Genomic DNA, 25,860 nt, shown 5'->3' with positions numbered 1-25,860 from the left:
CCCACAGAAGAAGAATCTCGCCATGGCTATCAGCGTTTTCGACCTGTTCAAAGTCGGTATCGGCCCCTCCAGTTCCCACACCGTCGGCCCGATGCGGGCGGCCGCGCTGTTCACCCATGCGCTGGAAAACCACGATCACATGCCGCAGGTGACCCGTGTCGCCGCCGAGCTGTACGGCTCGCTGGGCGCCACCGGCAAGGGCCACGGCAGTGACAAGGCGGTGCTGCTCGGCCTCAGCGGCCATGAGCCGGATACCGTCGACGTGGACCAGGTTCCGGGCTACATCGAGGCCATCCGCCGCGACAAGCGCATCGTTCTGGCCGGCAAGCACTCTGTCGCCTTCGACGAGAAGGCCGACCTGAAGATGTTCCGCAAGGCGCTGCCGCTGCATGCCAACGGCCTGCGCTTCGCCGCCTTCGATGCCGCCGGCATTCAGGTGCACGAAGCCACCTATTACTCGGTGGGTGGCGGCTTCGTGGTCAGCGAGGCGATCCTCGCCGACGGCTCCAAGCACAAGGTCATCGCCCCGGATGCCACCAGCCTGCCGCTGCCGTTCAGCAGTGGTGCCGACCTGCTGCGCCTGGCGCGCGAGAACGGCATCGGCATTGCCGAGGTGATGCGCCGCAACGAACGCCACTGGCGCAGCGACGAAGAGACCGATGCCGGCCTGCTGGAAATCTGGAAGGTGATGCAGGCCTGCGTCGACCGTGGCTGCCGCACCGAAGGCATCCTGCCGGGCGGCTTCAAGGTACGTCGCCGCGCCGCGATCCTGGCGCGCAAGCTGGGCGGCTTCCAGCGCAGCTACCTGGAAGACCCGCTGCGCATGCTCGACTGGGTCAACCTCTGGGCCCTGGCGGTGAACGAGGAAAACGCCGCCGGTGGCCGCGTGGTCACCGCGCCCACCAACGGCGCCGCCGGCATCATCCCGGCCGTGCTGCACTACTACGCCAACGCCATTTCCGGCGCCAGCGACCGCGGCATCATCGATTTCCTGCTCACCGCTGGCGCCATCGGCATCCTCTACAAGGAAAACGCCTCGATCAGCGGCGCCGAAGTCGGTTGCCAGGGTGAAGTCGGCGTGGCCTGTTCGATGGCGGCCGGTGCGTTGTGTGCTGTTCTGGGCGGCACCCCGGAGCAGGTCGAGAACGCGGCGGAAATCGGCATGGAACATCACCTGGGCCTGACCTGCGACCCGGTCGGCGGCCTGGTGCAGATCCCCTGCATCGAGCGCAACGCCATCGCCTCGGTGAAGGCCATCAACGCCGCGCGCATGGCGCTGTACGGCGACGGCTCGCACTACGTGAGCCTCGACAAGGTAATCAAGACCATGCGCGAGACCGGCGCGGACATGCTGACCAAGTACAAGGAAACCGCCCGTGGCGGCCTGGCGGTAAATATCATCGAGTGCTGATGCACGACCGCCAGATACGAAAACGCCGCGGACCCTGACAGGTTCGCGGCGTTTTCATTTATGGCCGGAACGACCCGCTCCCGTCCATGGGAGAGGGTCGTTCGTCGCTTAACGCGGCTCGCTCATCAGGCCTTTGACGATGGAAATACAGCCCACCAGCAGCACGATGGTGAACGGCAGACCGGTCGATACGGCCATGGCCTGCAGCGCCACCAGACCGCCGCCGAGCAGCAGGGCGATGGCGATCACGCCTTCGATGCTGGCCCAGAACACACGCTGCGGTACCGGTGCGTTGACCTTGCCGCCGGCGGTGATGGTGTCGATCACCAGGGAGCCCGAGTCCGACGAAGTGATGAAGAACACCACCACCAGCACGATGCCGATGAACGAGGTGATACCGGTCAGCGGCATTTCACCGAGCATGCTGAACAGCTTCAGCTCCAGGCCAGCTTCCTGCGCACCGGTGAAACCATCGACCAGCAGCTGGTTGATAGCAGTACCACCGAAGGCGGTCATCCACAGCACCGACACCAGCGACGGCACCAGCAGCACGGCGACGAGGAACTCACGCACGCTGCGACCACGGCTGACGCGGGCGATGAACATGCCGACGAACGGCGACCAGCTGATCCACCAGGCCCAGTAGAAGGCAGTCCAGCCCTGGCTGAAGTTGGCATCTTCACGACCAATCGGGTTGGACAGCGCCGGCAGGTACTGCAGGTAAGCGCCGAGGTTCTTGAAGAAGTCGGTGAAGATCACCAGGGTCGGCCCGGCGATGATGATGAACAACAACAGGGCCATGGCCAGGCCCATGTTGATTTCCGACAGGCGCTTAACGCCCTTGTCGAGACCGGCGACTACCGAAGCCAGGGCGATCAGGGTGATAGCGATGATCAGCAGCACCTTGGTGGTGTCCGTCGCCGGGATACCGAACAGGTACTCCACACCCGCAGCCGCCTGCTCCGCGCCCAGGCCCAGCGAGGTGACCAGACCGAACAGGGTGGCGAACACCGCGAGGATGTCGACGATATGCCCAGGCCAGCCCCAGACGCGCTCACCGAGAATCGGGTAGAAGATCGAACGGATCGACAGCGGCAGGCCCTTGTTGAACGAGAACAGCGCCAGTGCCAGGGCGACGATGGCGTAGATCGCCCAGGGGTGCAGGCCCCAGTGGAAGATGGTCGCAGCCATGCCCAGACGCACGGCTTCTTCTGCGTTGCCGGCAGCGCCGCCAAGCGGTGCCCAGTCGGTACGCACGCCATCCTCACCGACGGTGATACCACCCATCGCCGCGCTGTAGTGCGACATGGGCTCGGACACGCCGTAGAACATCAGGCCGATACCCATACCGGCGGCGAACAGCATGGAGAACCAGCCCATGTAGGTGTAGTCGGGGGTCGCGTCCTTGCCACCGATGCGCACCTTGCCCAATGGCGACAGGATCAGCCCGATACAGAGGACGACGAAGATGTTGGCGGCGCCGATGAAGAACCAGGCCATGTGGTGGGTGAGCCAGTCGCGCAGGCCGCTGAACAGCGGCTCGATCTGGTTCTGCAGAGCCAGGGCGAGGATCACGAAGATCACCGCGACCAGCGCGGAGATGGTGAAGACCTTGCCGTGGATGTCGAGGGCGAAAACGAACTGCCCTTTGATGTTGTCCTGACCGATGACGTAATCGGTGTCGATCAGATTGGCCTCACCGGACGGTGCCGGGATGCCCTCGTGGGTTTCCGCTGCGGATGGCGGGGTCGTGTCATGCGAAGGGACGTTTCCCATACGTGGCGTGCTCCTTGATGCGTTTGACTCGCTAGACGAGCGTGAACAGGACGGATGCCCTCCTCCAATTAAAGACGACCCACAGGCGGGTCGAACCGGAAAGGGTAACACATGAATTCCGCTCACTCAGACTCACAGACACATGAGAGTCCCGAATAATTCCCTGAAAGGTGGCAATTTGCCCGGCACTGCCACACCAGGACCCAGCGTGGCAGGATGTACGCAGAACGCCCTGCAACCGCCGCAGTCAGTTGCACACAGCCTGTGAAAGGAAGAGCCTGCATGCCTGCCGATTTCGGCATTCCCCACCTGTTTGCCTACCTGATCGCCACCATTCATGCCCTTGGCGTGCTCGCCGCGATCCACGCCGTGCTCACCGTGCGCACCGCCCAGGGTGCGCTGGCCTGGGGGCTGTCGCTATTCTTCATGCCCTACCTGACGCTGCTGCCGTACCTGGTGTTCGGCCGCAGCCGCTTCGATGCCTACGTCAAGGCGCGGCGTCAGGCCGACAAGGAAATGCACCACGCCATGGCCGAGCAGGACTGGCGCCCCTGGGTCGAGGAAGCCAAGGCCGCGCACCTGTCGCCCGCCTACGACCGCCTGCGTGCACTGCCGCGTCTGTCGCATCTGCCTGGCCTGACCGGCAACCGCGTCGACTTGCTGATCGATGGCGAGGCCACCTTCGCGGCGATCTTCAACGCCCTGGCCGGCGCCCAGCAGGTGATCCTGCTGCAGTTCTTCATCATTCGCGACGACCGCCTCGGCCGCCGCCTGCAAGACGTACTGCTGGAGCGCGCCGCCGCTGGCGTACAGGTGCATGTGCTGTATGACGGTGTCGGCAGCCATTCGCTGTCCGCCGCCTTCATCGACCGCCTGCGCCGCGGTGGCGTACAGATACACGCCTTCCCCACGCGCTCCGGGCTGCTCAATCGCTTTCAGCTGAATTTTCGCAACCACCGCAAGATCGTCGTGGTCGACGGTGAGATCGGCTTTCTCGGCGGACTCAACGTCGGCATCGAATACCTCGGCCAGAAGCCGCCGCTGGCGCCCTGGCGCGACACCCATGTCGAGGTGCGCGGCCCGGTGGTGGCCAGCCTGCAGGAAGCTTTCGCCGAAGACTGGTACTGGGCCTGCAAACGCTTGCCACCGCTGCTGATGCCGAGCAAGCAGGACGAACCCGGCCTGCTCTGCCAGGTGGTCGCCAGCGGCCCGGCCGACCCGCAAGAGACCTGCTCACTGCTGTTCGTCGAGGCGATTCATGCAGCGCGCGAGCGGATCTGGCTGAGCAGCCCCTACTTCGTGCCCGACGAGGCGCTGTTCGCCGCACTGCGCCTGGCAGTGATGCGCGGCGTCGACGTGCGCCTGCTGCTACCGGCACGCCCGGACCATCGCATCGTCTACGCCGCCTCCAGCCTGTACGCCTTCGAAGCCTTGCGCGCAGGCGTGCGCATCTTTCGCTACCAGCCGGGCTTTCTGCACCAGAAGGCTTTGCTGATCGATCACGATGTCAGCATGCTGGGCAGCGCCAACCTGGATAATCGCTCCTTCCGCCTGAATTTCGAGGTCAGCCTGCTGACCTTCGACGAGGGCTTCAACGCTCAGGTCGCCGCCATGCTGGAAGACGACTTCAGCCGCTCGCGCGAGCTGGTCAACGCCGACCGGCGCAACCTGCACCGCCTGCAACAACTGGGCATGCGCGTAGCAAGGCTGATCTCGCCGATTCTCTGAGGCACAGCTATGGTTAGGGTGCCAGCCGCTGTTAGCTGTCAGCGAGACCCATGCCTACCATGACCAAGTGCTTTGCCCTGCTGCTCTGCCTGCTCGCCCTGCCCGTCGCCGCGCAGGAGGACATTCGCGTCGGCGTCGAACTGCAGCCCTATCAGCCGTATTCCGACGTGGAGAACGGTGAGTACCGCGGCTACGCCCGCGACCTGCTGGACGCCTTCGCCGCCGAGTATGGCTATCGCTTCGTCTACACACCGCTGCCGGTCAGACGGCTGCTCGGCGATTTCCTGTCCGGCCGGGTCGACCTCAAGTTCCCCGATCACCCGCAATGGAATGCCGACCAGAAAGCCGGCCACGACATCCACTACAGCCACCCGGCAGCGCCTTATGTCGACGGCATGCTGGTCAAGCCGCGGTACCTCGGTCAGGGCCAGCAACGTATCGAACTGCTCGGCACACAAAACGGCTTTACGCCCTGGCCCTACCTGGCGGACATTCGCGCCGGCAGGATCCGCCTGATCCAGGCCAACCAGATCGACTCGTTGCTGCGCATGGCCGCCAGTGACCGCGTTGACGCGGTCTACCTCAACCCCAAGGTAGTCGCTCACCAACTCCGGCAAATGCGCATGGCGCCCGACAGCCTGGTGTTCGACCCGGAGCTGCCGCATGTGGAGGATCACTACTACCTGTCGAGCATCAACCACCCCGAGCTGATCGAGGCGTTCAATCGCTTCCTCACGGAGCGAGCCGATCATGTCGCAGCGCTGCGTTTACGCCACGGCCTGTGAGCCGCCGCGCAAGCGCTGTTCGGCGAGCACGCGCGAACGACGCTTCCTGGCCCAGATCACCACGCCGGTCACGGACAAGGCCGCAACAGCCAGGCCCAGCAACGACACCAGAATCCGCCCCGGCAAACCGATGATGCGCCCGGAGTGCAGCGGGAATTGCGCCTGCAGGAAGATATCCCCGGCACTGCCGGTGCCCGGCACATGCGCACCGGCCAGTTCGCCACTGCGGCTGTCGACGTAGATCCAGGGATTGCCCAGCCCGGCATCGCCATGGTCATCGCCCAACTCGTAGAAGCCGACGCCGTAGACACCGAACTCCGCCGAGTGGAACAGCCCGGCGGCAGGCGCCTGCCACCCCAGCCGCCGCGCTTCTGCGTCGGCAATGGCGATGGCCTGGCGGCGGTCGATCTGCGGCACGATCTGCTCGTCCAGGGTCACCGGTGTGCGACTGGCGAAAGGGCTTGGCGTCAGCGGCGAGAAAAGCTCCACCAGCGGACGCACCACCTGGCGTTCGAGGTTCATCGATACCGAGGTGACAGCGAGGATCAGCAGCAGCAGCCAGATCCACACGCCGCCGGAGCGGTGCAGGTCGAAGTTGAGCTTGTAGCCGCCCTGACGCCAGCGGAAGGCGAACGACTTGCGCCAGCTACGCAGGTTGGGGAACGACAGCCACAGCGCGACCAGACAATCGAGACACCAGACGATGGCGACGATGCCGAAGAACAGCACGCCCAGCTCGATACCGAAGCCATCCGGGATGTGCAGGCTGTAGTGCAGTTTGTAGAGAAACGGCAGCAAGTTCTCCCGGCTCAGGGAGATCGCCCCCCACTCACGTTGCCCCTGGATATCGCCGTTCACCGGGTCGATGCCCATCTGATTGAAGCCCAGATCAAAGGCCTTGCCGGTGGCCGGATCGATACGCGGGTCGACGAAGATCCCCAGTGCATGGCCAGGCTCCAGCGCCAGCGGCATGAAGCTCACCTGCAGACGTGGGTCGCTCGCCTCCAAGGCATCGACCAGCTGCAGCGGGTCCTGCGCTGGCCCTGCGCTTTGCGCGTCGAAAAGGTGCGGGTTGAGCCATTCGTCCAGTTCGTGATCCCAGGAAATGACAGCGCCGGTCAAGCCGGCGGTGAACAGAAACAGGGCGATGAACAGGCCACACCAGCGGTGCAGCAGTACCAGAATCGGGCGCATCGAAATCTCTCATCGACGACAGGGCCGCCCGTTGGGGGCGGCACTGGCTGTCAGTATTTCCAGGTCAGGGTGGCACTGACGTTACGTGGGGCACCGTAGTAGGCCTGGGTCCAGTACAGGCTGTTCAGGTACTTCTCGTCGGTGAGGTTGTTGAGGTTGGCCGACACGCTCCAGTTCGGGTCGATGTCGTAGCTGGCCATCAGGTCGACCACGGCGTAGGCCTTTTGCTTGGCGTCGGCAGTGCCAATCGAAGTGAAACCGTCATCGGCCGTCAGTGGCACGGCGATCTTGATATCGTCCTGCCAACGCACGGCAGCGCCGACCTTGAGCTTCTCCATACCTGGGATGCGGTAAGTAGCAGCCGTCTTGATCATGTGCTTGGGCGAGTAGGTCACCGCATGCGAGCCATCGGCATTGGTGATGTCGACAAAGGTGTAACCGGCGCTGAGTTGCAGACCTTCCAGCGGTTCGCCAGAGAACTCCAGCTCGTAGCCTTCGCTGGTCAGGCCTTCGATGGCGCGGTAGTAAGCCACCGAACCATTCATGCCGGCCTGCTCGGCGAAGTTGTCCTGCTCGGTACGGAACACAGCCAGGGATACGTTGACCTTGTCGTCGAACAGCTCACCCTTGATACCGGCTTCGTAGTTCACGCCCTCCAGGGGAGCCAGACGCGAGCCACTCACATCGTTCTTGGTCTGCGGGGTGAAGATCTCGGTGTAGCTGGCGTAGACCGAGTACTGGGCGGTGATGTCGTAAACGATGCCCGCGTAGGGTACGACCTTGCCGCTGTTCTTCGACGATTTGGCCAGGCCGTAGTTGGTGCCGTCGCTCTTCACGTCGACCACGCGAGCGCCAGTGATCAGGCTCAAATCATCGGTCAGGCTCCAACGTGCTGCACCGTAGACACTCTTCATGCGGTCGGTGAAGTCACTGCCGTTGCTGCCGTTGTCGTTGAGGGGCTTCGGATAATTGCCGGTCCACTGCTCCAGCGGCGGCAGCATGGTGCCGGTACTGGAGTCGTACCAGGACAGATCCTCAAGTTCGGAGCGCGACCAGCTGCCACCCAAGGCCGCTTCGTGCTGACGACCGCCCAGATTGAAAGGGCCACTGGCCTGCAGATCGACGATCAGCTGCTTGTTCTTTTCGTTGTATTCGGACGGATAGGAATACAGGCCTGCACCCGTCTGGCGGTTCGGCGTGCCGTAGACATAGAACATCGAGCCATCGCTCTTCTTCTCGACACGGGTGACCACTGTCTTGGCCTGCCAGCCATTGTCGAAGGTGTGCGCCAGCTCGGCAAAGGTGCGATTTTCCTGGTTGTCCCAGTAGGCCCAATCGGTCGCGGTGCTGGTAGAGCGCGAATAGTCGGTCTTGCCACCGTCCTGATAGACCAGCGGCAACGCCCCCCACATCGGCGAGTTGGCGTCGCTGGTCTGCAGGGTGTGGCCGAGGGTGAAGAGAGTACGGTCATCCAGATCGAACTCCAGCACACCATGGAACACGTTCTTCTCACGCGAGTAGCGGTCGAGGTAGGAGTTCTTGTTTTCGTTGGCATACACCACGCGGCCGCGGATGTTGCCGGCATCGGTCAGCGCACCGGATACGTCGGTGTCGATACGCCGCTTATCCCAGGAGCCGGCCGTCAGATCGACGCGCGCCTGCGGTGCCAGCGTGGGTCGCTTGCGCACGAAATTGACCGTCGCCGAGGGGTTGCCGGTACCGGACATCAGGCCGTTGGCGCCGCGAATCACCTCCACTCGTTCGTACATGGCGGTGTCCAGGTCACCTTCGACGTTGCCGTAGACGAAGGGCACGGAGATGCCGTCGTATTGGAAGTTGGTGATGTCGAAGCCGCGAGCGGTGTAGTAGGTGCGGTCGGTTTCGACTTCCTGCACCTGCACGCCCGGCACGGCCTTGAGCGCATCGTTGACGCTGGTGAGCTTGAAGTCGCGCAGCTGGGCGCTGCTCAGGGTGGAAATCGACTGCGGCGTCTGCCGCGGGGTCAGGTCGAGCTTGGTCGCAGCACTGCTGGGCGTGGACTTGTAGCTGTCGACCTCGGCCGCTGCACTGTCGCCGACCACGGTCTGGGCATCGAGCTCGAACTGCTCCTGCTCACTGGCCACGGCATGGTTGAAACTGCAGGCGGCCGCAATCGCCACGGCCAGGTGGGTTCTTCTGCTGAACAAGGGACGTACTCCTGATGCGCTGTCGATAGCCGCTGACAGTCCCTTTGCAGCTGGTTGCCTCACTGGCACGCATCTGCGGAAAGCAAATGCAAATAATTAGCGACAAAATTCTCGCAGCAGAAGAGCGCCCTAGTCAATGCGAATTATTTACATAAACACCTGTTATCCGTTCCTTTTGAGTGCAGCACAATCCGCCCCCACCCACCGGGCTTGGCTCTCCATACTGCTCGGCTGGCCTTTGTATGTGCCTTTGACCTGGGTGGTAAATTCCTTGTCGCTGACGAAGCGGGTCTCCCCTTCGCCCTGCGCATCCGGGCAAGTGAAGCGAAATTTCCACAGGTTGCCGCTGCGCTCGGTGATCTGCTGGTTACAACCAGAGTTGGGATCCTGCAGGGGAATGTCCTGTGATTTGATCTGCTCTTCGGTCAGGCAGATTTGCACCCCTCCAGCACCGAGTTTCACACCGCGCTCGGCCATCATGCCTTCCATCATCTGGCGCTGCTCCGGCGGCAGGTTCTGCAGCTGCGCGAGGATCTGATCCATGCCCGGCATAGCCTGACCGCCGACTTGCATGTTGTGCGCGCTGACCTCCCAGACGCCGGGCTGCAGCTCTACCGCGCTAGCCACCACGGGCGACAGGCAGAGAGCAAGAGGTAGAGCGGTACGATAAAGAATGCGCATGACAGGTCTCCTGAGCGGATAGTAGGCCAAGCCGAGGGCGCCTCGGGGCACCAGGGCATCGGGCCGCCGCTCCTGTAGGAGTCGCGCCCCGCGGCGATTTGGACAGTTGATAAGCGTATAAGATTCGCAGCGCGCATAGCCCCGCTGGCCGCAGATGAACAAAACCCCCACAGGCTTGCGCCGCATGGGGGTTTCCTTCTTTTGACCCGGCACTTGTGGCGCCGGGAGCCTGGGTCCGCTCTGGCGAACCTAGCCCGCGTCAGCCGCGGGGGAGCTCAGCTCACAACTCCAGAGTTCCAACGCCGGCTGGCTCGCTTTTGGCGGGCCGAGCCAGTCGCTCATCGGGCGACAACGCTGGTCGATACACAGTTGGTAATCCCCGGCTTCGGGCGTACGCCCAACTCGCAGGGGTTGCAAAGGCGGTAGCTGACGCTGGTAGTGCCAGCTGCCATTGCGCAGTTCGGCACCGTCGGGAATTTCCATTCCGGCGCCGGAACCCTTGACCCGCGCCTCACCAAGAACCAGGCCCTCGGCGGTGACACGGTAATCCTCTTCCCAGCGGATCTTCTCGATGGTGTGCGTCCAGGCCAGGGTGAAGGCGGGTGTGGGCAACTCTGCCCACACCGCACCGGCCAACCCCAGACACAGGCCGATCACGCCGTCGCTGCCTCGGCACGACGGGCGCGCCAGAAGTGCTGAGCGATGAAGATGGCACTGAGGGCAAAGCCGATTTCGTCACTGATCGGGGTGGCGAGAATCAGGCTGGCGCCGGCTGCCAGACCCAGCAGACGCTCCCACCAGGTCAGCTTGGCCTGCAGGTAGCCGGTGAACACGGCGCCCCAGATACCGATGGCCAGCATCGCTTTGAGACCGACGTAGACCGTCGCCAGCAAGCTATCGCCCTGCAGCATCAGCGCTGGCGAGTAGACCGCCATGAACGGCACGACGAAGCCAGCGATGGCGATGCGCACCGCCCAGAAGCTGATTTTCAGACCACGCTCCTTGGCGATCGGCGCTGCGGCGAAGCAGGCCAGCGCTACCGGCGGCGTGAGGTCGGCCATGATGCCGAAGTAGAAGACGAACATGTGCGAGACGATCAGCGGAACACCCAGCTCCAACAGGGCCGGCGCAGCGATCGAGCTGGTGATGATGTAGTTGGGGATGGTCGGAATGCCCATACCCAGCACCAGGCAGGTGAGCATGGTCAGCACCAGCGACAGGAACAGGTTGTCCTGGCCGATGGCGAGGATGTAGCCGGCGAAGGTGGAGGCCACCCCGGTCAGCGACACCACACCGATAATCACGCCAACCAGGGCGCAGGCGATACCGACCGGTACGGCATGACGCGCACCTTCGACCAGCGCGTGCAGGCACAGGGTCAGGGTTTCACGGCCGCCTTTGACGAACCAGCAGACTGCCACCAGCGCCGCGATGACGCCGAACACCACGCCGATACCCAGCTGGAAGAAGCCGGCGCAGAGCACGCCAAGGGCGATCCAGAAGGCGAAGCGCATGGCCTTCGACGAGACCCGCAGGATGATCGCCGAGCCGAGGATGACCATGGCGGTCAGCGCCAGGCCGACGGTACCGGAGAACAGCGGAGTACGGCCGGAGAACAGCAGGTAGATGAGGATGAACAGCGGGATCAGCAGGAACCAGCGTTCACGCACGGCCTTCCACGGGTTCGGGCATTCATCCTTGGGCAGGCCGCGCAGATTGGCGCGCTTGGCCTCCAGGTGGACCATCCAGAACACCGAGCCGAAGTACAGCAGCGCCGGGATCAGCGCGGCCTTGGCCACTTCGAAGAAGGGTACGTTGATGGTCTCGGCCATGATGAAGGCCACGGCGCCCATGATCGGCGGCATGATCTGGCTGCCCATCGACGAGGTGGCCTCGACACCACCGGCGAAGGCCGGGCGGTAACCGAAGCGCTTCATCAGCGGGATGGTGAACTGGCCGGTGGTGACCACGTTGGCCACGCCGGAACCGGTGATGGTGCCCATCAGTGCCGAGGACACGACCGATACCTTGGCCGGGCCGCCGACCTTGTGGCCGAACAGGCCCATGGCGAAGTCGGTGAACAACTTGATCATCCCGGCCTGCTCGAGGAAGGCGCCAAACAGGATGAACAGGAAGATGTAGGTGGCCGACACGTAGGTCGGGGTGCCATACAGACCTTCGGTGCCGAACGACAGCTGGTTGACGATCTGGTCGAGGCCATAGCCACGGTGCATCAGGTCGCCCGGCAGGTACTGGCCGAGCATGCCGTAGGCAAGGAACAGCGCGCAGATGATCGGCAGGGCGATACCCATGACGCGGCGCGCAGCTTCGAACACCAGCACGATCAGGGTCAGGCCGATGATCATGTCGCTGGTGGTCAGGTCACCGGAACGCTGAATCAGGTCCGCCTCGAAGTACCACTGGTAGATCGCTGTGGCCATGCCAGCCAGGCCCAGCAGCCAGGCCAACGGTTGCCACGGACGGCCCTTGCCGAGTGCCGGGAAGCTGATGAACACCAGCAGCAGCAGAAAGCCGACGTGCACCGCACGCAGCACCTGGGTCGACACCGGGTGAAAGGCTGCGGTGACGATCTGGAAGATGGAAAACAGCAGGGCGACGGCAAAAAGCGCCTTCGGCCAGTCGGACGGGCTGGCAGCCAGGCCGTTGTCTTGTTCACTCATGGAGTGCAAACCTCATGACTACTTCGATACGGAGACAGAGTCGCCAACAAAACCTACCGCCTACAGGCGCCGGTTTTATTCGCGATTCTGTGAAGACCGGACCGAGGCGCAGGCGCCACGGTCCGGGCCGTCATTACAGCGCGCCGGCTTCCTTGTAGAAGCGCTCGGCACCTGGGTGCAGCGGGATCGGCAGGTTCTTGGTAGCGGTTTCCAGTTTGATGTCCTTGGCCGCAGAGTGAGCGGTGCCCAGACGGCCGAGGTTGTCGAACATCAGCTTGGTCATCTGGTAGGCGACTTCGTCGGAAACGCCTTCATGGCTGACCAGGATGTTGGTGATGGCAACGGTGGGCACGTCAGCGTCCTGACCGTCGTAGGTGCCGGCCGGAATGGTGGCAGCCTCGTAAGCGGCGTTGTCGATCTTCGCGGTCACGTCGGCCGGGATGGCGACGAAGCTGATCTTCATGGTCGAAGCCAGGTCACGAATGGCGGCCATACCCAGACCGGAGGACTGCAGGGTGGCGTCCAGCTGACGGTTCTTGATCAGCTCGACCGACTCGGCGTACGGCAGGAACTCGACCTTGCCCATGTCCTTGTAGGTCAGGCCAGCGGCTTCGAAGATGGCGCGGGCATTGAGCTCGGTACCGGACTTCGGTGCGCCGACGGAAATGCGCTTGCCCTTGAGGTCTTCCAGGGTCTTGATGCCGGATTCAGCATTGGCAACGATCTGGATGTAGTTCGGGTAGGTACCGGCGATGGCGCGGATCTTCTTCAGCGGCGCCTTGAAGCCAGCGTCTTCGACGCCGTTCCAGGCATCGGCGACCGAGTCACCGAGGGCGAAAGCCAGCTCACCGCGACCGGCTTCGAGCAGGTTGAGGTTTTCCACCGACGCCTTGGTCGCCTGGACCGAGGTTTTGGAGCCTTCGATGCCGTTGCTGTACAGCTGCGAAAGAGCCACACCAATCGGGTAGTACACACCGCTGGTACCGCCGGTGAGCACGTTGATGAAGGTCGGGGCAGCGAGCACTGCGGTGCTGGCAGTGATGGCCGCGGCAGCGGCGAACAGGCTGATTTTCTTGGTCAGTCGCATGGAAGTATCTCCGTCGTTGTTATTGGCTGTATGCAGAGTTTCACTCTAGACGACGTCGCACAGACGACGTCGACGTTGCGCGATCAGCAGCGCAGGGTGCAGCGTCGGACAAGAGCCGCGGCGGGCGCGGTAGGAAGGCGGCCCATGCACGGCAGCGAGTGCGGCATGGCGCGAGGGGCATGGCAGTTCATGGGCTGACCTCTTGTCGTTTTTATGGTCGCCGCGTCGGCAAGATGCTGCACGGCTGCAACTGTCATAGCAGATGCCGTGCCAGGGCCTGAAAAGCCCGATTTAGAGAGGTTTAATATAAGGACCGATGGGTCACTGAGCGGTAAACCGCTTACCCTCACGAGGGCATAGGCAGAATTCCGCCTACCAAGGGAGCGAGATACAGTCGGGCGATGAGGTGAGCGCTACTTGCCGGATTGCATCCTGGTGAGGGCTGGCCGCCAAACCGTAGGGTGCGCCATGCGCACCGGTTGGCTCGAGATCATGACACCTGGTGCGCATGGCGCACCCTACATGCCCGCGTGCCCTACTCTTCTCCACCCGGCAGGTATTCACCACGCGCCAGGCCGTGTCGCTGCATTTTCTCGTTGAGGGTGCGCCGCGGCAGCTGCAGCATTTCCATCACTGCGGCGATATTGCCCTGGCATTGCAGCAGGGCGTTATGCAGGCACTGCGCCTCGAAAGCCTCCATCTGCTGCGCCAGGGCCTGGCCGGCAAAGCGCTCGGCCGGCGGTGGGCTGGAAAGCCCTAGCGCATGGCGCTCGGCGGCGTTGATCAGCTCACGCACGTTGCCCGGCCAGTCATGCCCGAGCAGCCGCGCCAGTTCGCTCGGCGCCAGCGGCGGCGCTTCGCGACCATGACGCAGCGCCGCCTCGTGGGCGAAATGCTCGAACAGCAGCGGAATGTCCTCGCGACGCTCGCGCAGCGGCGGAATATGCAGGGTGGCGACGTTCAGGCGGTACACCAGGTCCTCGCGGAAGCGCCCGGCCTTGACCTCGTCGAGCAAGTCCGGCTTGGCCGCGCTGATCACCCGCAGGTCGACCTGAATGCTCTTGTTCGAACCGAGGCGTTCCAGGGTCTTTTCCTGCAGCACGCGCAGCAACTTGACCTGCTGTGCCAGCGGCAGACTCTCCACTTCGTCGAGGAACAGCGTGCCGCCGTCGGCATGCTCGATGCGGCCGATGCGCTTGGCCTGGGCGCCGGTGAAGGCCCCGCTCTCGTGACCGAACAGCTCGCTCTCGAATATGGTCTCCGGAATCGCCGCACAGTTGAGCGCGGCGAAGGCCTTGCTGGCCCGTGAGCTGAAGTCGTGCAGGCTACGCGCTACACGCTCCTTGCCGCTGCCGGTTTCACCACGAATCAGCACGTTGACCGAGGTGCCGGCTAGTTCGAGGATTTGCCGACGCAGGTTTTCCATCGGCCGCGAAATTCCGATCAGCTGGCTTTCGATACGGCCCTTGTCGGCCACCTGCTGGCGTAGCTGGCGGTTCTCACAGACCAACCGACGCTTGTCCAAAGCACGGCGCACGCTGTCGAGCAGGCGCTCTGGGGTGAAGGGTTTCTCGATGAAGTCATAAGCGCCCTGGCGCAGCGCCTGCACCGCCATGGGCACGTCGCCGTGGCCAGTAACGAGAATCACCGGCAGGTCGCTGTCGATTTGCAACAGCTTGTCGAGCAGTTGCAGCCCGTCACTACCGGGCATGCGCACATCGCTGACGACAATGCCGGGGAAGTCGCGGTCGACCAGGGCCAGGGCCTCGGTCGCACTGGCGCAGGCGCGTACCTCGAAACCGGACAGTTCCAGCCACTGCTGCACCGCCTCGCGAATCGCCGCTTCATCGTCGACCACTATGACCTGAGCGCTCATGGCACCTCCTCTTGAGAACGGCGGGCAGTGTAGCCCGACGAATGCGATCCGGGGCAACGACCGGTTCGCACGGCGCACACTGGGATCGGGCGCGCAACTCGCAGGGTGTACCGCGCACCCCGGCCGCAACAGCGCCGTGAATAATCTCTACGGCGCAGCCGGCAGCCTCATGCTGAACACCGCGCCCAGCTCGCCGTTGTGCGCCTCCAGCGTGCCGCCGAGATCGCGCACGATACCGTAGGACACCGCCAGCCCAAGCCCGAGCCCCTGCCCCACCGGCTTGGTGGTGAAGAAGGGTTCGAACACCCGCCCGAGGGTCTCCTCGGCGATACCACCGCCGCTGTCCTCGACGCTGAGCAGGCAGCCAGCGTCCTCACGGGCGATATGTACCAGAAGAATCCGCGACTCGCTGTCGGCCATGGCATCGAGGGCGTTATGCAGCAGGTTGAGAATCACCTGCTCGATGCGAATCGCATCACCGAGCACTTCGGCGTCATCGTCGATCTGCGTGCGTAACTCCACCTGCTCACTGCGCATGCGCGGCGCCAGCAGTTGCAGCGCCTGCTCCAGCACATCACCGAGGCACAGGCGCTCGCTGAGGCCAGCCGGTGTCTTGCGGGCGAAGGTCTTCAGGTGGCCGGTCAGCGCGGCCATGCGCTGCAGCAGGCCGTCGATGCGCTGCAGGCCGTCGCGCACCGCTTCCGGCCGACCACTGTCGAGCAGCAGGCGCAGGCTGCCGAGCTGCATCTGCAGAGCAGTCAGCGGCTGGTTGATCTCGTGCGCCAGGGCCGCCGACATCTGCCCTAACGCGGCCATCTTGGCGGCATGCACCAGGCCGTCCTGAGCCTCGCGCAGCTCGGCGGTGCGCAGTGCCACCTCACGCTCCAGGCGCTCGCGAATGCCGGCCTGCAAACGCTGGTTCTTGCGCCGCTGGGCGAGGAACAGCAACAGGAACGCGAACGTCATCCACACGCCGGCAGCGGCCAGGCGATAGCTGCGCACGCTATCGGCCAGGCCGACCGGCTCGCTGAGCAGGTGCAGCGTCCAGCCTTCTTCAGGCATGTACAGGCGCTGCCAGAGGTAATCGCGATTGCCGTCGGGGCCATCGACCCGCGCCCAGTCCGCATCCTTGTCGATTTGCCGATGTACCTCATGGGCGAGCGGCTGCAACGCCTGTTCGGCGTAGCGACGCACCTCAACGAGCTCGGCACGCGCCTGTTCGTCGAGTGGTTGCAGGGCGCGAAAGCGCCAGATCGGCTTGTTGCTGAGGATCACCACCTGATAGCTGTCGGCGACCATCAGCACGCCCGGCTGGCCGACCCATTCGCGCTGCAGGTCTTCCAGCTCCAGCTTGACCACCAGCACGCCGAGCAGCTCGCCCTGGTCATCGCGCACCACATGAGAAAGGAAGTAGCCGGGAATACCGGTGGTCACGCCCACCGCGAAGTAGCGCGCACCGCCATCACGCACGGCATTCTGGAAGTACGGGCGGAAGGCATAGTTGTTGCCGACGAAGCTGCTCCAGTCACGCCAGTTGCTGGCCACCAGGGTTTCGCCCTGGGCATCGAGCAGGTACAGAACGGTCGAGCCAGCGGCGGCGTTGAGGCGCTCCAGGCGCTGGTTCAGGGCCAGACGCAACTGGCGATCATGTGGCGCGCGCAACAGGCTGCGGATGTCGCTGTCCAGCGCCAGCACCTCGGGCACCGAGCTGAAGCGCTCGACCAGGGTGCGAATGGATTGGGCATAAAGCTGCAACTGCCCGCGCGCCTCGACGCTGCGCTCGTCCCAGGCCCGCTGCTCGGCATAACGACCGCCCAGCCACAGGCTCACCAGCAAGCCGGCGGCAATCACCAGAACGGTGAGCAGAACGCGGTAGCGATAGCGGGGGCGCTGCGGCAAGGGCATGGGCGGCTCGCGGAATAAAGACGAGCCGCATGTTACCCCATCACGAATAAAGGTCGGCGCGTGTCCACGGCAGATCGTGGCTGCCGTCGTCGCGTGGCTTCACCGCCAGGATCTGGTGCAGGTTCATCCAGCCATGCTGGAAACCGTAGGCACAACCGGCCAGGTACAGGCGCCAGATGCGCAGGGATTTTTCCGGTACCCACTGCGCGGCGCTCTGCAGTTGCCGCTCCAGGCCCTGGCTCCACAGCTGCAGCGTGCGCGCGTAGTGCAGGCGCAGGCTCTCCACGTCGACGATCTCCAGCCCCGCCTCGCTGAGTGCCTTGCTGATGGTCACCAGGTGCGGCAGCTCGCCCTGCGGGAACACGTAGCGATCGATGAACTCACCCGCACCACGGCCGACCGGACGACCATCGGTAAAACGCGACGTGATGCCATGGTTCATCACCAAACCACCGGGCCGGACCGCACCGAACAGGCGCTGGGCGTACAGCGGCAGGTTGGCGTGGCCAACGTGCTCGAACATGCCGACGCTGACCACCTTGTCGAAACGGCCGTCCTGCGGCAGGTCGCGGTAGTCGAGCAACTCCAGGGTCACCCGCTCGCCCAGCCCCTCCTCGGCCACACGCTGACGCGCCAGATCCAACTGCGCCTGGCTGAGGGTGATGCCATGGACCTCGGCTGCGAACTCGCGCGCGGCGAAACGCGCCAGCCCACCCCAGCCACAACCGACATCGAGCAACCTGTCACCCGGCTGCAGGCGCAGCTTGCGGCACAGGTGACGCAGCTTGGCCTGCTGGGCCTGGTCGAGGTCTTCCTGGCCGGTTTCGAAGTAGGCGCAGGAATAGACCATGTCGCGGTCCAGCCACACGCGGTAGAAGTCGTTGGACAGGTCGTAGTGGTAGCTGATGGCTTCGGCATCGCTGTGCTTGTCGTGGCGGGTGGCGAGTTCCACCGGGGCGGATTCGTCACCGAGCAGCGCCGAACTCAGCGCATCACCGACCTCGATGACGTCTGCGATGGAGCCCTCCAGATCTACCCGGCCTTCGACGTAGGCGGCGCCCAGAACATCCAGGCTGGGATGCGCCAGTTGCGTGACTAGGCTGGGGTCCTTCACCACCAGCGTCACCCGGGGTTTCGGCCCCAGGTCGAGCTGCTTGCCGTCCCAGAGTTTCAGGCGCAGCGGTAGCTGGAGATCACGAAGTGCAGTGGACAGTTGCGCAAGCATGATTGTCCCTCCCGGCCAGGCTTGTTTTGCAGGGGCCTGATGCAGATGACCTGGCCCCTCTCACCGGGTTCGATTGCGGCGACTAACGGCGTGCGTGGCACGGACACACCTGAATCCGCGGCCAGATTGCACAGCCGATGGCAGCCGTCAGGGCTGGGCGCTGTCGACCCGCTGCAGCAGGCCGTCAGCTAGCCATTGGCGCAACCAGCCTACCGCCTGAGCTGGCGCTTGTTCACCGAGATGCGCCAGCTCGCCGCACAGTTCGGCGAAGTTCCAGCCGTGCACGGTCATGCCCTGCAATGCCGCCGCTTCATCGGCCGCCAGACTGCGATAGCGGGTAATCAGCTGATCGCGCCAAATCACGCAGGTCTCCATCTCCTCCAGCGGCTGACTGCCGGGGAAATCGCCCTGCTCCTTGCATGCGCGCCAGAGCGCCAGGCTGTTATGCCGACAAACCAGCCACTGCACGCTCGGCAACAGGCGAACCTGCAAGATAGGCCAGTCTTCGGCCGGCAGTTCGGCCATTTGCGTCAGGCTCAGGGGCAAGCCATCGGGCGCATCGAAGGCCAGGGTAAAAGCCCATTCCAGCCGCGCCAGCTCGCTGAGCGGCGCAGCCTGGGCCGGTACCAGATAGCCGTCGATAAAGTCAGCCAGCTGCGCACCGAGCCAGCGCAAGCTGAAATGCTGCGAGGGGTGCGCATCGAGATAGGCCAGCGCCAGTGCATCGAATTCCTCATCACCGAGCCAGCCGTGCACCGCCGGATAATCACCCCGTAACGCTTCCAGCAGACGCGCGCGGTAGGCGTTGTGGTAAATCGCCAGGCCCTGTTCGGCACTCAGCGCCGCGCTACCCAGCAGACTGGCGCGCAGCGCCGGGTTGGGCTGGACATCGGGGCTCAGCAGGTAGGCCTGCACCTGCGCCTGCCATTCACTCAGACGCATTGCGGGGTACCTTGCAGCGCCTGGGCGGCGAAGCGGCGCGCGGTGTTCAGCTCGTCGAGCAGCACATCCAGGTCGGGAAAATGATCGTCACGCTCCAGCAGCGTGGACACCGGCCCGAGGTGCTGCAGGGTGCGTTGATAAAGCTGCCAGACCGGATCACTGACCGGCTGATCATGGGTGTCTATCAGGTAGCTGCCGTAATCGCTGTGGCCGGCCAGGTGCAGCTGACGGATGCGCTGCTTGGGCAGGCTACTGATGAAGGTCCAGGCATCGAAGCCGTGGTTGCGCGCGCTGACGTAGACATTGTTGACGTCCAGCAACAGCTCGCAGCCGCTCAGTTCGCTGAGCGCGGCGAGAAACTGCCATTCGCTGAACTGATCATCGGCGCAGCGCAAATAGCTGGAGACGTTTTCCAGCACCAGCGGCCGTTCGATCACGTCCTGCACCTGGCGCACCCGTGCGGCCACATGCTGCAGGCTCTCCTCGGTGTAGGGCAGCGGCAGCAGGTCGTGCAACTGGTGGGCATTGCCCTGGCTCCAGCACAGGTGATCAGAGATCCATGCTGGCTGCACGCGCGTGGCTAGGTGCTTGAGCTGGCGCAGATAGTCACGATCCAACTCGTGCGGGCCGCCAATCGACAGCGACACGCCATGCATCACCAGCGGGTATCGCTCGCCGATGGCATCGAGAAAGTAGAGGGCCTTGCCGCCCGCTACCAGGTAATTTTCCGAGACGATCTCGAACCAGTCGATGGCCGGCTGCTGCTCGAGAATGGCTTGGTAGTAGGTGCTGCGCAGGCCCAGGCCGAAACCCAGATTGCCGCGTTGAGCATTCATCGCTGGCTCCTTGCAGGGTGATGCGGGGCAACCGCACGGCGGCCGCCCCGGCTCACTTACTCGCCGACAGTACCTTTGGCGGCATTGCACTCAGCGAGGGTCATCGATTTGAAGCCGTGACCTTTGCAGGCACCCTGGCCTTTGCAGCTGTTTTCGGCGGTTTTGCAATCATTCTGGCCTTTGCAGGACGTGACGCCGTAACAATGTACTTTGGCTTCCTCGGCCACTGCTACGGTGCTGGAGAAAGCAGCGAACATGCTGGCAGCAGCGAAGGCGATGGCAGCACCAGTAGCAGCGGTGGATTTCATGGTCATGTGCGTATCCTCGAGTGATCTGGGTTAGCCGGGCTAAGGTGTTTTGCGTGCCGGCATTGAACTAGAGCAACGAGGCGAACCAGCGTTACAGCAGGATTGAAAAATTTCAGCGCCTCAGCGCCGACGCAGTAGAGCGACGAAGAACACCCCGCCGATGGCGGCAGTGACGATGCCGATGGGGAGGTCCTGCGGCGCCAGCCAGGTGCGCGCGGCGACATCGACCCAGACCAGGAACAACGCCCCCAGCAGCGCCGCCACCGGCAGCACACGGCGGTGCTCGGCGCCGACCAGAAAGCGCGCCACGTGCGGCAGCATCAGGCCGACGAAACCGATGGCGCCAGACAGTGACACCAGCACGCCGGTGAGTAACGACGCCACCACGAACACCAGCAGGCGCACGCGACGCGGTTCCAGGCCCAGGCTTACGGCGCTCTGCTCGCCAGCCATCAGCGCGTTCAGCGCGCGACCCAAGCCGAGCAGTACGGCCAACGCCAACGCCAGGCACAGTGCCGGCAGCCAGAGCAGCTCCCAGCACGCCAGACCGAGCCCACCGAGCATCCAGAACAGTACCGAGCTGGCCGCATGCGGATTGCCCAGGTACAGCAGCAGGTTGCTCGCCGCCATCATCACGAACGACACCGCCACCCCGGCCAGCAGCAGGCGGTCACTCTCCAGCCGACCGCTACGGCTGGCGATGGCCAACACCAGCAGCATGCTCGCCAGCGCACCGGCGAAGGCTGCCAGCGGCAGGCTGAGCAGACCGGCGAACTCGCCCAGGTAGAGCACCACTACTACGGCGCCGAAGGCCGCGCCGGAACTGACGCCGAGCAGGTGCGGGTCGGCCAGCGGGTTGCGTGTCACCGCCTGCAACGCTGTCCCCACCAACGCCAGCCCGGCGCCCACCAGCGCACCAAGCAACACCCGCGGCGCACGCAATTGCCAGACGATGCTGTCCTGGCCAAGGCTCACCGCTGCCTCGGGCACGATGCCGAACAGGTGCTGGCCGAGGATCGCCAGCACCCGCTCCAGCGGCACCTGCGCCGCGCCGAAACCCAGCGAGATGGCGCAGGACAGCGCCAGCAGTACGCCCAAACCGAGCAGCAACAGACGAAATCGACTCACTGGGTGAAGACCTCGGGATGCAGCGCGACCGCCAGCGTCTCGATGGCGGCGGCGTTTTCCAGACTCGGCGTGACGGCCAGGTAGGACAGCACCACGAAACGTTGTTCGCGGATCGCCGTCACGCCTTGCAAGGCAGGATGCTGCAGGAGGAAATCACGCTTCTGCGCCGCCGTGCGCTCGCCGTAATCGACGATCAGGATCAGCTCCGGGTCCTGCTCGACCACCGACTCCCAGCCCACCTTCATCCAGTTGGCCGCCACCCCGTCCATCACGTTGCGCCCGCCGGCCGCCTCGATCAGCGGTTGCGGCATGCCCAGGCGTCCGGCGCTGAAGGGCACGTCCTCACCACTGTCGTAGACGAACACCCGCGGCCGTGTGGGCTGCTGGCCCAGGCGCGCGTCGACAGCCGCCACGCGCGCCTGCATGGCGTGCACCAGCGCATCGGCACGCGCCTCGACGGCAAAGATGCGGCCGAGGTTGCGCAGGTCGTTGTAGACATCGTCGAGGCTGGCGACGCGGCCGGGCGTGACGTGCGCGCAGGATTCGCTGAGTTCGTACACCGGAATGCCGAAGCGCTCCAGGCTGGCCGGGGTGACCTCGCCGCCGATACGCATGCCGTAGTTCCAGCCGGCGAAGAAGAAGTCAGCGCCAGCATCGAGCAGATTCTCCAGCGAAGGGTAACGCGCCGCCAGCTCGGGCAGATCATCAAGATCGGCTTGCAGTTCTGGCGTCGGCGTCTTCCAGCCGCTGACGCCGCTATAGCCGACCATGCGCTCTTTCAGGCCCAGGGCCAGGAGCATGGCGGTCAGGGTGATGTCGTGGCTGACCGCCCGCTGTGGCGGCTGCTCGATGGTTACCTGACGGTCGCAGCTGGTGACGGTGACGGCCCAAGTAGGGCTGGCCAACGCCAGCAAAAACGCGCCAACGAGTGTAGGAGCGAGCTCTGCTCGCGAAGCTTTTGTCGATCCCCAGGGTTCGCGAGCAGAGCTCGCTCCTACCGATGCAACCGTGCGTAAACGCTTCATCAAACGATCCAGGTAATGCGCGGATAACCCGCCAGTGGATGGGTATCGACCAACGCCTGCACGCCGAATACCTGCTGCAGCAACTCGGCGCTCAGCACCTCGGCGGGTGTACCGGCGGCCACCAGACGGCCTTGGTCGAGCACGCACAGACGGTCGCAGAAGGCCGCTGCCAGGTTGAGGTCGTGGAAGCTGGCCAGGGTCGCCAGGCCCAGCGCCTTGATCTGCCGCAGCAGTTCCAGTTGGTAACGCGGGTCAAGGTGGTTGGTCGGCTCGTCGAGGATCAACAGTTGCGGCTGCTGCACCAAGGCGCGGGCCAGCAATGCGCGTTGTTTCTCGCCACCGGACAGTCGCGCGAACGGCTGTTGCGCCAGGCCGCCGAGGCCAACGCGCGCCAGCGCCTCGTCGACCAGACGGCGATCCTCGGCATCGTCGCCATCGAACAGGCCCTTGTGCGGCGTGCGGCCCATGGCCGCCACCTCCTCCACACGCAGGCCGAAGTCCTGGGGAAACTCCTGCAGCACCACCGCCATCCGCTGCGCACTCCAGCGCGGCGAGCACTGCCACAACGCCTCGCCGTCCAGTTCGACGCTACCCGCACTGGGCCGCTGGAAACGGTAGGCGCAGCGCAGCAGGCTGGTCTTGCCGCTGCCATTGGGGCCGATCAGCCCCAGCAGCTCGCCGTCGCCGACCTCCAGGTCGATGCCGTCGAGCAGCGGGCGCTGGCCGTCGGGCGACCAGGCCAGCTCGCGGATGCGCAGGCGCGGCATCAGAAGCTGTAGTCCGCAGTGACGAACAACGAACGCGGCGCGCCCAGGTACCACTGCTCGCCAGCACTGCTGGCGGTAGTGGCGTACTGGCGGTCGAACAGGTTGTTCAGCTCCAGACCCAGGCGCAAGTCGGGCAGTGCCTGCCAGGCGATAGTGGCGTCGACCAGGGTGTAGCCGGGCACCTCGATCTGGTTGGCCGCATCGGCGTAGCGGGCGTCGACGTAACGCGCGCCCATGCCGACATCCACCCCGCTGCCGAGCGCCTTGTTCAGCCACAGGTTGGCGGTGCGCCGTGGCACGTTGCTCGGCCGATTGCCGCTGCGGTCGCCAGCGCCGTCGACGAAGTCGTCGTACTCGGCGCGCACGAATGCAGCGTTGGCCGACACCTGCCAGCCGTGGCCCAGAGCCAGCTGCAGGGTGGCTTCCAAACCATCGGAAGACTGCTGGCCGATCTGTACGGTGGGAGAGGTCGGGGTTTCGCGGCTGAGCAGCTTCTTCTTGACGATGTGATAGGCGGCCAGCGTCCATTCGCCATGGCCGTTCCAGAACATCTGCTTGAGGCCGATTTCGCTCTGCTTGGCTTCGCTCAGGTCGAACTGCTGCTGGCTCGGGCTGAGGGTCAGCAGGTTGTTCACTCCTTCGGTACTGGTGGCGTACTGGCCGTACAGCGAGAGGTCGGGCGTCAGGGCGAAAACCAGGCCGGCGCGCCAGTTGCCACCACTGAGGCTGCGGTCGACGCTGCTGTCGCTCAGCAGATCGTCACGCTGGATATGCACCTGATCACGCCGCACTCCAGTGACCAGCGACAGGCGCTCGGTCAGCTGGGTGCGGTTCTCGGCGAACAGCGAGAACTGCCGCGCCAGGTTGCGCTCGCGTGGGCCATAACCGCGTGGATCATAGCTCTGGTACTGACCGCCACCGGAGCCGGCAAGCGGGACAGTGTCGCTGAAGCTGCTGTCGAAATCGTGCTGGCGCGCGAAGTGAATACGGTTGTAATCCACGCCCACCACGGTGCGGCTGTCGAAGCCGAACAGGCTGTGATCCAGGGTGAAACTCTGGCGGTCACCGACCTGTTCCTGGGTGTGCTTGATCTCGTAGAAGCTGCTGCGGTTGATCAGGTCGCCCGGTTGCCAACGGTAGGTCTCGGCGTTGCGCCAGTAGCGCTGAGTCTTGATGTAGTAGAGCTGGTTGCTGGCACTCAGCGCATCGCTGATGCGCCAGTCGGTGGTCAGCCGTGTGATCTGGTCGTTGTAGCGAATATCGGCATTGGCGACGTTGTAGTTGCGATCGCGGATGCTCTCGCGGTACTTGCCATCGACCAGAGGGGTGCCGAAGTAGCGCTCGGGGCTCTGGTCGCCCTGGTCGTGAGACAGACTGAAGCTCAGGTCGTCACTGGCATCCCAGCGCAACGCAGCGCTCAGAGCCAGACTCTCGGAGTCACCGCGGTCGACCCAGCCATTACTGGCCTGTTGGTTGATATTCAGGCGGTAGCTCAAGCCATCGCTCAGCGAGCCGCCGCTGTCCAACGCGGCCTGGCGGCGGTCATCGCTGCCATAGCCGAGGCGCAGGTGGTTACGGATGTCACCCGCGAAGGGCTTCTTCGGCACCACATTGATCACCGCGCCGGTTGCACCTTCGCCATAGAGCACCGACGCCGGGCCGCGCAGCACGTCGATGCGCTCCACCGACCAGGTATCCACCGGGAAGGTCACGGTGCCCGCACCGATGTACTGACGCGTGCCGTCGTACAGCTGCATGGTCGAGGCGTGGCCGCTAAAGCCCCGCGCCGACAGCGCCGTGCCACCGTTGCCCGGCGTGCCGATGGTGCTGATGCCCGGTGTGCGGGTCACTGCATCCTGCACGCTGCGGTTGTTGCGCTCACGTACTTCGGCGCCGCTCAGGCTGCTGGTGCTGGCCGGGGTTTGCAGGGGCGAGAGGTCGAGACGCGAGCCAGCCGTGGTCGGCGTGTGCAGGCTGGTCTCGCCCTCCTGCGCGGCTTGCGCATGGACGGTGACAGCGGGGAGATCGACAGGGGATTCGTCGGCCAGGGCGGCACCGCCAACCAAGACCATCAATGGCAGAGAACAGAAGCGCAAGAGGTGTTGCACGTGAACAATTCCGGGGCGTTGAAGAGGCTCGTCGAGTCGCTTCGAGGCGTTGGAATCGGGGCTTGCAGCGGCCAGTGACGACCGCTGATGACCCTGGCCTGAAGCGATAATGCTAGTGTTATAACATAACATTATCTTGTTTCGCAGGTAACCGAAAACGAGCTCAGGCCCTTCTTTCAGGCATGACGAAAAGAGGTTCTTGTAGCGGAAA

At 64.3% G+C, this 25,860-nt stretch carries 20 protein-coding genes; 3 read left to right on the top strand and 17 right to left on the bottom strand.

Going from position 1 to position 25,860, the window contains the following annotated elements:
• The first annotated feature begins 22 nt into the window (after positions 1-22).
• Positions 23-1,411, top strand: coding sequence for an L-serine ammonia-lyase (locus CDO35_RS12895; RefSeq protein WP_099525120.1), 1,389 nt, complete (start codon positions 23-25; stop codon positions 1,409-1,411).
• Positions 1,412-1,519: 108 nt separating this feature from the next.
• Here CDO35_RS12895 and CDO35_RS12890 read toward each other — a convergent pair whose 3' ends face one another.
• The gene (locus tag CDO35_RS12890; protein ID WP_099525119.1) at positions 1,520-3,187 is read right to left on the bottom strand and encodes a BCCT family transporter; all 1,668 of its coding nucleotides are present in this window, start codon (positions 3,185-3,187) and stop codon (positions 1,520-1,522) included.
• A gap of 282 nt (positions 3,188-3,469) precedes the next feature.
• On the opposite strand from CDO35_RS12890, the gene cls reads away from it, so the two are divergent.
• Together cls and CDO35_RS12880 are read left to right on the top strand one after the other, a co-directional pair.
• The gene (gene cls, locus CDO35_RS12885; RefSeq protein ID WP_099525118.1) at positions 3,470-4,915 is read left to right on the top strand and encodes a cardiolipin synthase; all 1,446 of its coding nucleotides are present in this window, start codon (positions 3,470-3,472) and stop codon (positions 4,913-4,915) included.
• A 50-nt stretch (positions 4,916-4,965) separates the two neighbouring features.
• Positions 4,966-5,700 (top strand): substrate-binding periplasmic protein, encoded by a 735-nt coding sequence (locus tag CDO35_RS12880; RefSeq protein ID WP_243699077.1) that lies wholly within the window; start codon positions 4,966-4,968, stop codon positions 5,698-5,700.
• Here the strand turns inward: CDO35_RS12880 and CDO35_RS12875 are convergent.
• From CDO35_RS12875 to CDO35_RS12800, 16 genes are all read right to left on the bottom strand, one after another.
• On the bottom strand, positions 5,683-6,894 hold the full coding sequence (locus CDO35_RS12875; protein WP_099525116.1) for a PepSY-associated TM helix domain-containing protein: 1,212 nt from the start codon (positions 6,892-6,894) through the stop codon (positions 5,683-5,685). The genes CDO35_RS12880 and CDO35_RS12875 overlap by 18 nt on opposite strands.
• Positions 6,895-6,944: 50 nt before the next feature.
• A complete protein-coding gene (locus CDO35_RS12870; RefSeq protein ID WP_099525115.1) occupies positions 6,945-9,080 on the bottom strand; it encodes a TonB-dependent siderophore receptor in 2,136 nt (711 codons plus the stop codon).
• A 162-nt stretch (positions 9,081-9,242) separates the two neighbouring features.
• On the bottom strand, positions 9,243-9,761 hold the full coding sequence (locus CDO35_RS12865) for a DUF3617 domain-containing protein (protein ID WP_013717921.1): 519 nt from the start codon (positions 9,759-9,761) through the stop codon (positions 9,243-9,245).
• Between the two features lie 249 nt (positions 9,762-10,010).
• Positions 10,011-10,418 carry a DUF1850 domain-containing protein gene (locus CDO35_RS12860; RefSeq protein WP_017363488.1) on the bottom strand — a complete coding sequence of 136 codons (408 nt, stop codon included), beginning with the start codon at positions 10,416-10,418 and terminating at the stop codon, positions 10,011-10,013.
• Positions 10,415-12,442 carry a TRAP transporter permease gene (locus CDO35_RS12855; RefSeq protein WP_099525114.1) on the bottom strand — a complete coding sequence of 676 codons (2,028 nt, stop codon included), beginning with the start codon at positions 12,440-12,442 and terminating at the stop codon, positions 10,415-10,417. Before CDO35_RS12855 ends, CDO35_RS12860 begins: the two co-directional genes overlap by 4 nt.
• 133 nt (positions 12,443-12,575) lie before the next feature.
• A complete protein-coding gene (locus tag CDO35_RS12850; protein WP_099525113.1) occupies positions 12,576-13,529 on the bottom strand; it encodes a TAXI family TRAP transporter solute-binding subunit in 954 nt (317 codons plus the stop codon).
• A gap of 535 nt (positions 13,530-14,064) precedes the next feature.
• Complete coding sequence (locus CDO35_RS12845) at positions 14,065-15,405, bottom strand: sigma-54-dependent transcriptional regulator (RefSeq protein WP_099525112.1); 1,341 nt, start codon at positions 15,403-15,405, stop codon at positions 14,065-14,067.
• 147 nt (positions 15,406-15,552) lie between these two features.
• The gene (locus CDO35_RS12840; RefSeq protein ID WP_099525111.1) at positions 15,553-17,310 is read right to left on the bottom strand and encodes a sensor histidine kinase; all 1,758 of its coding nucleotides are present in this window, start codon (positions 17,308-17,310) and stop codon (positions 15,553-15,555) included.
• A 40-nt stretch (positions 17,311-17,350) separates the two neighbouring features.
• Positions 17,351-18,535 carry a C17 cyclopropane fatty acid synthase CfaB gene (gene cfaB / locus CDO35_RS12835; protein WP_099525110.1) on the bottom strand — a complete coding sequence of 395 codons (1,185 nt, stop codon included), beginning with the start codon at positions 18,533-18,535 and terminating at the stop codon, positions 17,351-17,353.
• Between the two features lie 147 nt (positions 18,536-18,682).
• Positions 18,683-19,477: an HvfC/BufC N-terminal domain-containing protein gene (locus CDO35_RS12830; protein ID WP_099525109.1), complete on the bottom strand. Its 795-nt coding sequence runs from the start codon at positions 19,475-19,477 to the stop codon at positions 18,683-18,685.
• Entirely contained in the window at positions 19,468-20,313 is an 846-nt protein-coding gene (gene bufB, locus CDO35_RS12825; protein WP_099525108.1) for an MNIO family bufferin maturase, read from the bottom strand. The genes CDO35_RS12830 and bufB overlap by 10 nt, the downstream gene beginning before the upstream one ends.
• Before the next feature lie 56 nt (positions 20,314-20,369).
• Positions 20,370-20,627, bottom strand: coding sequence for a BufA2 family periplasmic bufferin-type metallophore (bufA2, locus tag CDO35_RS12820; RefSeq protein ID WP_099525107.1), 258 nt, complete (start codon positions 20,625-20,627; stop codon positions 20,370-20,372).
• 114 nt (positions 20,628-20,741) lie between these two features.
• On the bottom strand, positions 20,742-21,749 hold the full coding sequence (locus tag CDO35_RS12815) for a FecCD family ABC transporter permease (protein ID WP_099525106.1): 1,008 nt from the start codon (positions 21,747-21,749) through the stop codon (positions 20,742-20,744).
• On the bottom strand, positions 21,746-22,774 hold the full coding sequence (locus tag CDO35_RS12810; protein WP_099525105.1) for an ABC transporter substrate-binding protein: 1,029 nt from the start codon (positions 22,772-22,774) through the stop codon (positions 21,746-21,748). Before CDO35_RS12810 ends, CDO35_RS12815 begins: the two co-directional genes overlap by 4 nt.
• Positions 22,774-23,541, bottom strand: a complete 768-nt coding sequence (locus CDO35_RS12805; protein ID WP_099525104.1) for an ABC transporter ATP-binding protein — start codon at positions 23,539-23,541, stop codon at positions 22,774-22,776. Before CDO35_RS12805 ends, CDO35_RS12810 begins: the two co-directional genes overlap by 1 nt.
• On the bottom strand, positions 23,541-25,613 hold the full coding sequence (locus CDO35_RS12800; protein ID WP_425048540.1) for a TonB-dependent receptor: 2,073 nt from the start codon (positions 25,611-25,613) through the stop codon (positions 23,541-23,543). Before CDO35_RS12800 ends, CDO35_RS12805 begins: the two co-directional genes overlap by 1 nt.
• Positions 25,614-25,860: the final 247 nt, after the last annotated feature.

This window comes from Pseudomonas sediminis (assembly GCF_002741105.1).
GTDB lineage: Bacteria > Pseudomonadota > Gammaproteobacteria > Pseudomonadales > Pseudomonadaceae > Aquipseudomonas > Aquipseudomonas sediminis.
This window is presented reverse-complemented; position numbering and strand designations above follow the sequence as displayed.

Excerpts from the sequence above, each read along its gene's own strand:
- bufB (WP_099525108.1), bottom strand. The coding sequence starts at position 20,313 with ATGAATGCTCAACGCGGCAATCTGGGTTTCGGCCTGGGCCTGCGCAGC.
- CDO35_RS12895 (WP_099525120.1), top strand. The coding sequence starts at position 23 with ATGGCTATCAGCGTTTTCGACCTGTTCAAAGTCGGTATCGGCCCCTCC.
- cls (WP_099525118.1), top strand. The coding sequence starts at position 3,470 with ATGCCTGCCGATTTCGGCATTCCCCACCTGTTTGCCTACCTGATCGCC.
- CDO35_RS12850 (WP_099525113.1), bottom strand. The coding sequence starts at position 13,529 with ATGCGACTGACCAAGAAAATCAGCCTGTTCGCCGCTGCCGCGGCCATC.
- CDO35_RS12845 (WP_099525112.1), bottom strand. The coding sequence starts at position 15,405 with ATGAGCGCTCAGGTCATAGTGGTCGACGATGAAGCGGCGATTCGCGAG.
- CDO35_RS12800 (WP_425048540.1), bottom strand. The coding sequence starts at position 25,613 with ATGGTCTTGGTTGGCGGTGCCGCCCTGGCCGACGAATCCCCTGTCGAT.
- CDO35_RS12830 (WP_099525109.1), bottom strand. The coding sequence starts at position 19,477 with ATGCGTCTGAGTGAATGGCAGGCGCAGGTGCAGGCCTACCTGCTGAGC.
- CDO35_RS12855 (WP_099525114.1), bottom strand. The coding sequence starts at position 12,442 with ATGAGTGAACAAGACAACGGCCTGGCTGCCAGCCCGTCCGACTGGCCG.
- CDO35_RS12890 (WP_099525119.1), bottom strand. The coding sequence starts at position 3,187 with ATGGGAAACGTCCCTTCGCATGACACGACCCCGCCATCCGCAGCGGAA.
- CDO35_RS12805 (WP_099525104.1), bottom strand. The coding sequence starts at position 23,541 with ATGCCGCGCCTGCGCATCCGCGAGCTGGCCTGGTCGCCCGACGGCCAG.
- CDO35_RS12865 (WP_013717921.1), bottom strand. The coding sequence starts at position 9,761 with ATGCGCATTCTTTATCGTACCGCTCTACCTCTTGCTCTCTGCCTGTCG.
- CDO35_RS12840 (WP_099525111.1), bottom strand. The coding sequence starts at position 17,310 with ATGCCCTTGCCGCAGCGCCCCCGCTATCGCTACCGCGTTCTGCTCACC.
- CDO35_RS12875 (WP_099525116.1), bottom strand. The coding sequence starts at position 6,894 with ATGCGCCCGATTCTGGTACTGCTGCACCGCTGGTGTGGCCTGTTCATC.
- CDO35_RS12810 (WP_099525105.1), bottom strand. The coding sequence starts at position 22,774 with ATGAAGCGTTTACGCACGGTTGCATCGGTAGGAGCGAGCTCTGCTCGC.
- bufA2 (WP_099525107.1), bottom strand. The coding sequence starts at position 20,627 with ATGACCATGAAATCCACCGCTGCTACTGGTGCTGCCATCGCCTTCGCT.
- CDO35_RS12880 (WP_243699077.1), top strand. The coding sequence starts at position 4,966 with ATGCCTACCATGACCAAGTGCTTTGCCCTGCTGCTCTGCCTGCTCGCC.
- cfaB (WP_099525110.1), bottom strand. The coding sequence starts at position 18,535 with ATGCTTGCGCAACTGTCCACTGCACTTCGTGATCTCCAGCTACCGCTG.